A 10764-nucleotide genomic window follows, 5' to 3' on the forward strand; every position below is an offset into this window, starting at 1 on the left:
GCGCCCCCTTCCCGCTGATTGAGCGAGCGGAGCGACTTCCCGGTGATTGAGCGAGCGGAGCGAGTCGAAATCGAGGGTCCTCCGTGGTTTCGACTCGGCTTCGCCTCGCTCGACCAGCGGTGAGCGAGCGGGGCTGCTCCCCACTCACTCCAACTCCGACACGGCGCGACGAATCGCGGCGGCGAGACGCCGCACGGCCGCGGAGGGCTGCCGCTGCGATCCCTCGCCGGGGGCCGCGAGCAGCACGGATCGGGCGAAGGACGGATCCTCGATGGGGCGCAGCACCACGCCCGGGTGCACGGGCCCGCTCGCGAGCCGGGGCACCATCCCGATCACCATGCGCGCGGCGATCATGCCGAGCATGACCTGGAAGTCGTCGGTGTGGATCGCCACCTCGAGCGCGTGACCGGCCCGCTCGAAGGCGTCGATCACCACGCGGTCCATGGGGTCGTCCCAGGTGGCGCCGAAGAGCCAGCGCTCGTCGTGCAGGGTGAGCAGGGTGGGCAGGTCGATCGAGGTGCGTGCGGCGAGCCGATGGTCGTCGGGCAGGGCGAGCATCAGCGGGTCGCGCAGCACCTCGGTCGTGACGATGCCGGGTTGGAACGGCAGCTCGTAGCCGGGCACGGAGTAGACGAGTACGGCGTCGAGCTCCCTGCGGTGCACGCGGTCGACGAGCACGGGCACCTCCGAGAGGGTGGCGTCCACCTCGACGCTGTGCTCGCCGACCTGGGCGACGACGGAGGGCAGCAGCTTCGCGGCGGCGGTGGGGAAGGTGCCGAATCGCAGCCGCACCTGCCCGCGGGTCGTGAGGTCCTGCGCGTCGCGCAGGGCGCGGGTGGTGAGGGTGAGGATCTCCTGTCCGCGTTCGAGCAGCAGCGTGCCGACGGGCGTGAGGGTGCTGCCCCGGGTGGTGCGGTGCAGCACGGGTGCGCCCACGAGCCGTTCGAGGTTCTTGAGGTGGTAGTCGACGGTGGGTTGGCTCCAACCGAGCCGGCGGGCCGCGCGCGTCACGGATCCCTCGCCGTGCACCGCGCGCAGGGCTGCGAACTGCCGCAGGTCGATCATCGCGTCACCTATCCCATATATCAGATCGGCGGTCATTCGACCGCCAGTCATATACAGCATATGTGAGCCCAGAGAGGTCTCGGGGATTCCGTCTGGAGGGATCACTGTCGCACGATGGAGCAATGCTCACCCACGAGCGGGCGCTCTGCTCCGACGCGCGCGGGCTCCCCGAGTTCGCCAGCGTGCGCGGCGTCATCGACTCCCGGATCCTGCGCTTCGGCGTCGTGCGGAACCGTTATCGGGAGTTGAAACAACCCGGTCTCGAAAGAGGCCTATAGTTGACCACCAGAGCCGCACCGACGCGGGGATCAGTTCCGCGGCGGGCAGCCCGAGGACAAAGAAGTCTGGAGAAATACGACATGGCCACATCACTGCGACAGCAGCTCTTCCGGGTGAAGCCGGTGCCACGCGACGGGGGTGAGGGGGGCTCCACGCTGAAGCGCAGCATCGGGCTCTTCCAGCTCACCCTCATCGGCGTCGGCGGCACGATCGGCACCGGTATCTTCTTCATCCTCTCGGAGGCCGTGCCCATCGCGGGCCCCGCGGTCATCTGGTCCTTCGTCATCGCGGCGGCCGTGGCGGGCCTCTCGGCGCTCTGCTATGCGGAGCTCGCGAGCAGCGTGCCCGTCTCGGGTTCCTCCTACTCCTACGCCTACAGCACGCTCGGCGAGCTGCCCGCCATGGGTGTCGCGGCCTGTCTGCTGCTCGAGTACGGCGTGTCGACCGCCGCGGTGGCGGTGGGCTGGTCGCAGTACGTGAACCAGCTCATGGGCAACCTGTTCGGCTTCCGGCTGCCCGAGGCGCTCTCCGCGGCCCCCGAGGAGGGAGGGATCATCAACCTGCCCGCCGTGATCCTCATCGCGATGTGCGCCTTCCTGCTCATCCGCGGCACCTCGCACTCGGTCGTGGCCAACACGATCATGGTGCTCATCAAGATCGCGGTGCTGCTGTTCTTCGTCGCGGTCGGCATCACCGGCTGGAACGTCAACAACTTCGCCGACTTCGCGCCCTTCGGCTTCAGCGGCGTGATGACGGGCGCCGGTCTCATCTTCTTCTCCTTCGTGGGCCTCGACGCCGTCGCCACCGCGGGTGACGAGGCGAAGAACCCGCGCCGCAACCTGCCGATCGCGCTCGTCGCCGCCCTCGTCGTCGTGACCTCGATGTACGTGCTCGTCGCGGTCGCGGCGCTCGGTGCGCAGCCCACCGAGGATTTCGAGGGCCAGGAGGCCGGCCTCTCGCAGATTCTCGAGAACATCATCGGAGCGCAGTGGCCGGGCACGCTCGTCGCCGCGGGCGCCGTGATCTCGATCTTCAGCGTGACGCTCGTGGTGCTCTACGGGCAGACCCGCATCCTGTTCGCGATGTCGCGCGACGGCATGGCGCCCAAGATCTTCCAGAAGGTCAACCCGCGCACCATGACCCCGGTCGCGAATACCATCATCGTCTCGGTGATCGTCGCGATCCTCGCGGGCGTGCTCCCCATCAACTTCCTCGCCGAGATGACGTCGATCGGCACGCTCGCCGCGTTCACGGTCGTGTCGGTCGCGGTCATCGTGCTGCGCAGGCGCGAGCCCGATCTCGAGCGCAAGTTCAAGGTGCCGTTCTACCCGGTGATCCCGATCCTGTCGATCGTCGGCTGCCTCTGGATCATCAAGGATCTGCGCCCCATCACGATCTTCGTGTTCCTCGGTTGGACGGCCGTCGTGCTCGTGTGGTGGTGGTTCACCGGTCGCAAGAACTCGGTGCTCGGCGAGCAGCTGAAGACCGGCCTCATCGTGCTCGTGGGCCCAGGCAAGTACCGCGAGGGCGATGCCGAGCGCGCGGCGGCCCACATCGAGACCGGCAGCATCCCCGTGGCGGGTGTGGAGACGAGGGGCACCGCCGCTGCGGGTGCCGACGACCTCGGCGATGAGGGATCCTCGACCCGCGACGACGGGGGTGCACGATGAGCGTCGTCGTCGGCGTCGCACCCGGGCACTGCTCCCACTCGGCGGTGAGCCTCGCCGCACTTCTGGCTCGCTCGTCGGAGCTGCCGCTCGTGGTCGTCTCGGTGAACTCGGCCGGCTGGCCCCCGCAGCGCCCGATCAGCGGCGTCGACGGGGAGTACCAGCGTTTCGTGCGCGAGCAGGCGGAGACCGCCCTCGACGAGGCCCGTGCCCTCGTGCCGCAGGACGTCGAGGCGAGCTATGTCGTGCACGACGCGTCGAGCGCGCGCCGCGGCCTGCTCGAGGCGTGCGAGCAGGCCGGTGCGCAGCGGCTCGTGGTCGGTGCGAAGGATGCGGGGTCCGAGGACGAGGTGGTGCTCGGCTCGGTCGCCACGGGCCTGCTGCAGAGCGCGCACCTGCCGGTCGTCGTCGCGCCGCACGGTTTCGAGGCCGCGCCCGGCGCGAAGCTCGAGCGCGTCACCGCCGCCTACAGCGGCTCCGAGACTTCGGCCGAGCTCGTGCTGGGCGCCGCTGCGATCGCCGCCGAGGCCGGGGAGGGGATCCGCATCGCGTCGTTCCACACCCGCCCTCGCGGCTTCCTCACCGCGGGCGTCGGCAGCGACGCCGAGAACGAGATCATCGCCGACTGGGAGGCGCAGATCCGCGAGGACGCCGGCGCCATCCTCGACAGCATCGAGCAGTTCGAGCGGCAGCCCGACTCGGTCGAGGTGGTCGTCGGATCGGGCGACAGCTGGCACGCGGCGCTGCGGGCGATCCCGTGGCTCGACGCCGAGGTGCTGGTCGTCGGCTCGAGCAGTCTCGGCCCGCTCGCCCGCATCTCCCTCGGCTCGCACGCCGTGAAGATCGTGCGCAACTCGCCCGTGCCCGTCGTGGTGGTGCCGCGCAGGGCCGCCGACGAGTACGCCGCGCAGGCCGACGAGCTCCTCGGGTAGCCCGCAGGCACCGGGCCCCGGCATTTCCGGGCACCGACTGAGTCGGCCCGCGCATGCGTGCGCCGAAGATATGCGATCTGCAGAAGATATGCCCGTTTCGACCTCGTGCGGCATATCTTCTGCAGATCGCATACGGTGTGCAGCTCCGATCCCTCACCCAGTCCCACCGACAGAATGGAAGTCATGACTCACCTCACCCAGCCCAGCCCCGAAGGAACGCGACTCGGAGAGCTGTGGTCGATCCTGCCGGAGGAGTCGGGCGTCGACGAGCGAGGCGTGCTGCACATCGGCGGGGTGTCGGTGGAAGAGCTCGCCGAGCGATACGGCACGCCGCTGTACGTGTACGACGAGGCGGGGCTGCGCAGGCAGATCAGGCGGTTCGTCGACGGCATGGCCGAGCGCTGGCCGAACTCCGAGGTGCTGTGGGCGTCGAAGTCGTTCCCCGCCGCGGGCATGTACCGGCTCGCCGCCGAGGAGGGCATTTCGGTCGACGTCGCGGGCGGGGGAGAGCTGCGCATGGCGCTCGCCGCGGGCGTGCCGCCCGAGCGCCTGCACCTGCACGGCAACGCGAAGACCGACGCCGAACTCGCGATGGCGCTCGAGGCCGGCATCGCCGTGATCATCGTCGACAACGAGGATGAGCTCGACCGGCTCGAACGGCTGCTCACGAAGCCCCAGAAGCTGATGCTGCGCGTGATCCCCGGCGTCGAGGCGAAGACGCACGCCTCGCAGGCGACGGGCGGCTCCGACTCGAAGTTCGGGCTGCCGATGGACCAGGCCCTCGCGGCGATCGAGCGGATGCGCGCGCACCCGCTCATGGAGTTCGAGGGCGTGCACCTGCACATCGGCTCGCAGATCCTCGAGGTGGAGCAGTTCGCCGAGGCCGTCGAGAAGATCTCCACCGCGGGCGAGTTCGAGACCTACGACGTGGGCGGCGGTGTCGGTGTGAAGTACACGTACTCCGACGATGCCCCGACGGTGGAGGCCTACCTCGACGCCGTCGTGAACGCCGCGCGCGAGCACCTGCCCGCGGACGCCAAGCTCATGATCGAGCCGGGTCGCTCGATCGTCGCCCGCGCCGGCGTCACCCTCTACCGGGCTACGACCGTGAAGCGCACGGGCCGCGTGTTCGTGGCCGTCGACGGCGGGCTCGCCGACCAGATGGACGCCGCGCTCACCGGGCAGCGCTTCGAGGCGCTGCTCGCGAACCGCGCCACCGAGCCGTGGACCGAGACCGTGCAGCTCGTCGGCCGGCAGTGCGAGTCGGGCGACCTGCTCGTCGACCGGGCGCCGCTGCCGGCGGCGCGCGTGGGCGACCTCGTGGTGACCGCGACGACGGGCGCCTACGGCTACACGCTCGCGAACAACTACAACGGCGCGCTGAAGCCCGCGGTCGTCTTCGTCGCGGACGGCGAGGCCCGCCTCGTCGCGCGCCGAGAGACCTACGACGAGTTCCTCGCCCTCCACGCGCCGTCGCTCTGATCGCCGTCGGATCCCTCGCGGATCCCTCGGACTTCTCCCGGGTGCTCAGTAGCCGGGCCTCCGCTTCCGCCATCACCAGAAGCTCGGCTTGCCGCCCGGGTGGTTGACGAGCCCGGGGTCGGCGAGCCCGCGCCAGGGGTTGTCGACGTCGTGCTCGCTCTCGGCGGGTTGCGTCGCCCCGTCGAGCACGGGGCGATCGAGCGTCTTGCCCGGGGGCCAGCGGCGAACGGTGCCGTGGCCGTTGGGGGCCTCGGTGCGGTTGCCGTCGTGCGGGCGGTCCCAGTGCGGGGAGGGTGCCGCCGCATGCTTCTCGAATGCGGGATATTCAGCTGCGTGTCGCATGATGCACCTCCTCTTCGAGGGGTGCTTCCAGGGTACGCCCGTTCCCTGTGACCGGCGCCGATTCTCTCAGGCGAGGGATCCCGCGGCGCCGTGCGGCGCCTCTGCCGCCCGTCGCCTCGGCTGCGTGCTGCCCGGGTCGCTTGCTGCCCGGCCGTATGCGCCGCGACACGCACCCGTATGCACGAGCTGCCCCCTTATGCACGTGCATAAAGGGGGCAGCTCGTGCACAAGAGGTCGTGTCGCGCCCCGCTCGGGGATCCTTCCGGGTGGGCCATCGGGCAACGCGCCCGGTGTTCCCGTGCGGATTTGAACTTCAGGCTCGGTCGCGGTAAAGTTATCTCTCGGTGCCGAGCTCCTTGGGAGTCCGGATTTCCACTATTGGGATATGGTGTAATTGGCAACACTACGGTTTCTGGTACCGTCATTCTAGGTTCGAGTCCTGGTATCCCAGCCACTGAGCCCCTGATTCTCCGCGGAGAGTCGGGGGCTCATGCGTTTCCGGAGCGCGGTCCTCCTGTAGGGGTGAGAAACCTGCGATGCGCCCCGTCCTCGCGGGCGCGGGTGCGGGTAAGGTGCCGGTGCGGGCGAGCCTTTCGTACGCACCGGACGGCCGCCTCGAGATGCACGAAGCGGCCGCCCCGGGGCCGTGGCGCCGGTCTTGCGGCCCCTGGTCCCGTCTACATGGCCGGGGGCATCAGGACGCCGTCGACCAGGTAGACCGTGGCGTTCGCGGTCTGGACGCCGCCGCAGATCACGTTCGCATCATTGACTTTCATCGAGTCTCCCGAACCGGTCACCTCGAGTTCCTGACCTTCGACAGTCTGGTGAGCGCCGCCGATGTCGGCCGGCTCGATCTGGCCGGGCACGACGTGGTAGGTCAGGATCTTGGTCAGTAGATCGCTGTCGGTCTTCAGCGTGTCGATCGTCGCCGCGTCGATCTTGCCGAAGGCGTCGTCGACGGGGGCGAAGACAGTGAACTCATCGCCGTTCAGCGTGTCCACCAGGTCGACGTCGGGGTTGAGCTTGCCGCTGACGGCCGAGACGAGCGTTGTCAGCATCGGGTTGTTCGAAGCGGCGACCGCGACGGGGTCCTGCGACATGCCCTGGATCGAGCCTGCACCGTCGGGCACCTGCTCGGCGTAAGCCGCGCAGCCAGGACCGACGAGGTTCGCCGCCGGATCGGTCTTTCCCATCGAATCGTCCGTCGTGCTCTCGTCGCTCTGCGAAGACGGGGTCTTCGTCGCCTCCTCCGATGCTCCGCCCATCGAGCACCCGGTCAGGGTCGCACCGGCGAGCACCAGTGCGAAAGCGGCGCCCAGGGTCTGCTTCTTCGTGAACATGATTCCTCCTCGAATGGCTGTCCGCGTGTTCAGCGGCTCGTGAGGGTGTTCGGAGCCCGGGCGGATCCGGATGGGAGATTCTCGAAAGTTTTCCGCCGGCGCCGGTCGAAGCGGTCCCGCCCATCCGGATCGCCCTCGGCTCCGAATGCCATTCGACAGGAGGACATCTCATGGACGTTATCGTCATCGGGCTGCTGGGCGGCCTCATCACCGGCATCTCCCCGTGCATCCTGCCGGTTCTGCCGGTCATCTTTCTCACAGCCGGGGCTCGGCCTGCCGAGCGGGGCAGGATGCCCGAGGTGATCCCGGCGAAGCGCAGCCGTCCGTACTGGATCATCGCGGGCCTCGTGCTGAGCTTCTCGCTCGTCACGTTGCTCGGTTCGCTGCTCCTCGGGCTGCTCTCGATCCCTCAGGACGCGATCCGCTGGGCCGGCGTGGTGGTGCTGCTCGCGATCGGCTTCGGCATGCTCGTGCCGGGCTTCGAGCAGCTGCTCGAGAGGCCGTTCCAGCGGCTGCCGCGCAGATCGGTGGGCGAGGGAGGCAACGGTTTCGGCGTCGGCCTGGCGCTCGGCACGGTCTTCGTGCCCTGCGCAGGGCCAGTGCTCGCAGCGATCATCGTCGCAGGGGCGACCGGCAGGATCGGGATCGAGACGGTGCTGCTCACCGTTTCCTTCGCACTGGGCGTCGCGGTTCCGCTGCTCGTATTCGCGCTCGCCGGGAGCGGCGTGGCGCGGCGGCTCCGCGGGTTCCGCAAGCGCGAGCGCGCGATCCGCATCACCGGCGGTGTCGCTCTCATCGCCCTCGCAGTCGGCCTCGCGTTCGACGTGCCGCAGGCTCTGCAGCGGCTGCTGCCGGACTACACGGCCGGGCTGCAGCAGAGTCTCGCGCAGAGCGATTCGGGAGAGCGCGCGCTGGGGCTCGGCGGGCTCGTGACCGAGGAGAATCGCGAGCTCGACAACTGTGCGAACGATGCGGCCGAGCTCGCCTCGTGCGGCACCGCGCCGGCGCTCAAGGGCATCGAGGGGTGGATCAACACGCCCGGCGGGAAGGGGATCGACCTGCGGGAGTTGCGAGGGGAGGTCGTGCTGATCGACTTCTGGGCGTACTCCTGCATCAACTGCCAGCGCTCCATTCCCCACGTGACGGCCTGGGATCGGGCCTACCGCGATGTCGGGTTGCGTGTGATCGGCGTGCACTCTCCCGAATACGCGTTCGAGAAGGAACGCGCGAACGTGGAGGCCGGAGTGCGCGATTTCGGTATCACCTATCCGGTCGCGCTCGACAACCGTCTCGCGACCTGGACGAGCTACCGCAACCGCTACTGGCCGGCCCACTACCTGATCGATGCGCAGGGGACGGTGCGCCATATCTCGTTCGGCGAAGGCGATTACGACGTCACCGAGCGACTCATCCGCGAGCTGCTGCGAGACGCGGATGCCGATGTGCGGCTGCCCGAGGAGACCGATATCGCTGACACCGCTCCGGCTGTCGGGAGCACGACCCCTGAGACGTTCCTCGGGTCCTCGAAGGACCGCAATTTCGCCGGACCTGGCGCGTATCGTGCGGGCGAGGGATCCTTCGCGTTCCCGGAGGGGCAGGATCCCGATACCTTCGCGCTCGACGGCGAATGGATCGTCGAGACCCAGTTCGCAACCCCCGTAGGGGGCCGCCCGGCCTCCGTCCGGCTGAACTATCGTGCGAGCGAGGTGCGGGCGGTGCTGGGAGGCCGGGGCACCGTGGAGCTCGCGGGCGAGGGATCCGAGCCACGATCGATCGATGTGGGAGATGCGCCCCGTTCCTATCGGCTCGTCGGGACGTCCGACCCCGACACGGGGACGCTGGAGCTCCACGTGCCTCCCGGCGTGCAGGTCTACTCCTTCACCTTCGGGTGAGCGGAGGACTCGCGTCGGCGGTGGCGGACGGACGGGAGGTGCATGGGGCATGCTTGAGGAGATGGTCATCGACGGAGTGGAGATTCCCGAGGACGGCGGAGGCGTCGATCCTGCGGATGAGGCGCTGTCGCGGGCAGCGGACGGCGACGAGCGCGCGTTCGCGGCGCTCTACGACATGATGTCGGGGCGGGTGTTCGGGCTCATCATTCGCGTCGTCGTGGATCGCTCGCAGAGCGAGGAGGTGCTGCAGGAGGTCTTCCTGGAGGCCTGGCAGTCTGCGCCGTCGTTCGACGCCGATCGAGGGCGGGCGCGAAGCTGGCTGCTGACCATCGCACACCGTCGAGCAGTCGATCGGGTGCGCTCCTCCCAGGCGTCGAAGCGCCGAGACCTCGCGGTGGGCATCCGCGATCTTGCGGAGTCCCGGCCCGGCGTCGACGCAGAGGTGGAACTGCTCATCGACGGAGGCCGGGCGATACGGTGCCTCGACGGGCTGCCCGAGCCCCAGCGGCGAGCGATCGTGCTGGCGTACTTCGGGGGTTACAGCCAACGCGAGATCTCCGTGCTGCTCGACGCCCCGCTCGGCACGATCAAGACTCGGATCAGGGACGGCCTGACCCGCCTGAAAAGAGAACTGGAGGCGACGCGATGAACGAGCAGGAGTTCCGCGAGCTCTCCGCAGCCCGCGCGCTGCACGCACTCTCTCCCGAGGAGGAGCAGGCATTCTCTCTCGCGCTGGCGGCTCACCCCGAATGGCGATCGGTCGTGGAGGAGGACCGCGAGACCGCTGCCGCACTCGGCGCCGCGGCTCCCGAGGTCTCGCCCTCCGAGGCTTCGAGGGCCGCGATCCTCGACCTCATCTCTCGGACTCCCCAGTTCGACGGCACTCATACGCCCGTCGCGGACCCTGCGCCGGACGCTGCGGGGGAAGACGGCCCAGAGGAGGCCCCGCGTCGGTCGCGGAGGCGCGCTGCGTGGTTCGTGCTCGCGGCATCGGTCGCCGTGCTGCTCGCGGTGTCGCTCTCGTTTCCGTGGGGCAGCCTCCTGCCTGCGCAGGATCCGGCCGTCGTCGCCCTGCAGCAGATCGAGGCCTCGCCCGACGCCGACACCGTCACCGCCGAGCTGCCCGACGGCTCGAAGGGAGCGCTGCACTGGTCGGATCAGGCGCGGAAGGCGGTGCTGGTCACCGAGGGCATGTCCGACGCCCCCAGCGGGCGCGACTACGAGCTGTGGATCGTGCGCGGTGAGCAGCCGACCTCCCTCGGGGTCATGCGAGTCGGTCCGGAGGGGGAGGCGACGGTGCTCGCTGCGGGCTTCGAACCCGGCGACGCACTGGCCGTAACGATCGAGGACCGCGGCGGGTCTCCGACGGGCGCCCCGACCACCGATCCGCTGTTCGTGCTGGCCGCGGCGTAAGGCTTCCCCGAGGTCGAAGGTCGTGAGCACGAGCACCTTCGGCGGGCGGCGGGGGCTAGGGCGACCATTGCGGCGGTGGCTTCGATGCCATCCATGACGGGCATGCGAATGTCCATGAGCACGATCTCCGGGTGGGGCGCTGAGAGGCCTCGCGCTTCCTTTCCAGCGGGAAGACGGCTCGCGCCGCCCACTACCGGCCGGTTCCGAGACCGGTTTCGAGCGTTCCGCCATAGAGCCGCACGCGCGGGTTCTCTCGCACTGGTGGAATCCCGTCGACGCAGGCGGTGAGCTCCGCGCGTCGCGTGCGGACCGCCCCGGTTCCGTGAGGGATCGTTCTCCCTGTGAAGGATCC

10 protein-coding genes and 1 tRNA gene are annotated in these 10764 nt (G+C 69.3%); 8 read left to right on the forward strand and 3 right to left on the reverse strand.

Annotated elements, in window-relative coordinates; all coding sequences use genetic code 11:
- Positions 1-144: 144 nt before the first annotated feature.
- Positions 145-1065, reverse strand: coding sequence for a LysR family transcriptional regulator (locus tag J4H91_RS02880; RefSeq protein ID WP_208044758.1), 921 nt, complete (start codon positions 1063-1065; stop codon positions 145-147).
- Positions 1066-1187: 122 nt separating this feature from the next.
- Between J4H91_RS02880 and J4H91_RS02885 the strand changes: the two genes are divergently transcribed.
- The 4 genes from J4H91_RS02885 (at position 1188) to lysA (ending at position 5425) form a co-directional block, all read left to right on the forward strand.
- Complete coding sequence (locus J4H91_RS02885; RefSeq protein ID WP_208044759.1) at positions 1188-1343, forward strand: hypothetical protein; 156 nt, start codon at positions 1188-1190, stop codon at positions 1341-1343.
- 81 nt (positions 1344-1424) lie between these two features.
- Positions 1425-3014, forward strand: coding sequence for an amino acid permease (locus J4H91_RS02890; RefSeq protein ID WP_208044760.1), 1590 nt, complete (start codon positions 1425-1427; stop codon positions 3012-3014).
- Positions 3011-3943, forward strand: coding sequence for a universal stress protein (locus J4H91_RS02895; RefSeq protein ID WP_208044761.1), 933 nt, complete (start codon positions 3011-3013; stop codon positions 3941-3943). The genes J4H91_RS02890 and J4H91_RS02895 overlap by 4 nt, the downstream gene beginning before the upstream one ends.
- A 183-nt stretch (positions 3944-4126) precedes the next feature.
- Positions 4127-5425 (forward strand): diaminopimelate decarboxylase, encoded by a 1299-nt coding sequence (lysA, locus tag J4H91_RS02900; protein WP_208044762.1) that lies wholly within the window; start codon positions 4127-4129, stop codon positions 5423-5425.
- Between the two features lie 72 nt (positions 5426-5497).
- Here lysA and J4H91_RS02905 read toward each other — a convergent pair whose 3' ends face one another.
- Positions 5498-5767: a hypothetical protein gene (locus J4H91_RS02905; protein WP_208044763.1), complete on the reverse strand. Its 270-nt coding sequence runs from the start codon at positions 5765-5767 to the stop codon at positions 5498-5500.
- A gap of 379 nt (positions 5768-6146) precedes the next feature.
- Between J4H91_RS02905 and J4H91_RS02910 the strand changes: the two genes are divergently transcribed.
- Positions 6147-6221, forward strand: a tRNA-Gln gene (locus J4H91_RS02910).
- A gap of 223 nt (positions 6222-6444) precedes the next feature.
- Here J4H91_RS02910 and J4H91_RS02915 read toward each other — a convergent pair.
- A complete protein-coding gene (locus tag J4H91_RS02915) occupies positions 6445-7107 on the reverse strand; it encodes a fasciclin domain-containing protein (RefSeq protein ID WP_208044764.1) in 663 nt (220 codons plus the stop codon).
- Positions 7108-7277: 170 nt separating this feature from the next.
- Here J4H91_RS02915 and J4H91_RS02920 point away from each other — a divergent pair, with 170 nt between their 5' ends.
- Genes J4H91_RS02920 through J4H91_RS02930 form a run of 3 tightly spaced genes read left to right on the forward strand, consistent with a single transcriptional unit; the run spans position 7278 to position 10412 of the window.
- The gene (locus tag J4H91_RS02920) at positions 7278-8999 is read left to right on the forward strand and encodes a cytochrome c biogenesis protein DipZ (RefSeq protein ID WP_208044765.1); all 1722 of its coding nucleotides are present in this window, start codon (positions 7278-7280) and stop codon (positions 8997-8999) included.
- Between the two features lie 49 nt (positions 9000-9048).
- Complete coding sequence (locus J4H91_RS02925) at positions 9049-9648, forward strand: sigma-70 family RNA polymerase sigma factor (RefSeq protein ID WP_243752571.1); 600 nt, start codon at positions 9049-9051, stop codon at positions 9646-9648.
- The gene (locus J4H91_RS02930; protein ID WP_208044766.1) at positions 9645-10412 is read left to right on the forward strand and encodes an anti-sigma factor; all 768 of its coding nucleotides are present in this window, start codon (positions 9645-9647) and stop codon (positions 10410-10412) included. Before J4H91_RS02925 ends, J4H91_RS02930 begins: the two co-directional genes overlap by 4 nt.
- The last annotated feature ends 352 nt before the right edge of the window (positions 10413-10764 follow it).

Origin of the sequence: Leucobacter ruminantium (assembly GCF_017565705.1) — a bacterium.
Taxonomy (GTDB): Bacteria; Actinomycetota; Actinomycetes; order Actinomycetales; family Microbacteriaceae; genus Leucobacter; species Leucobacter ruminantium.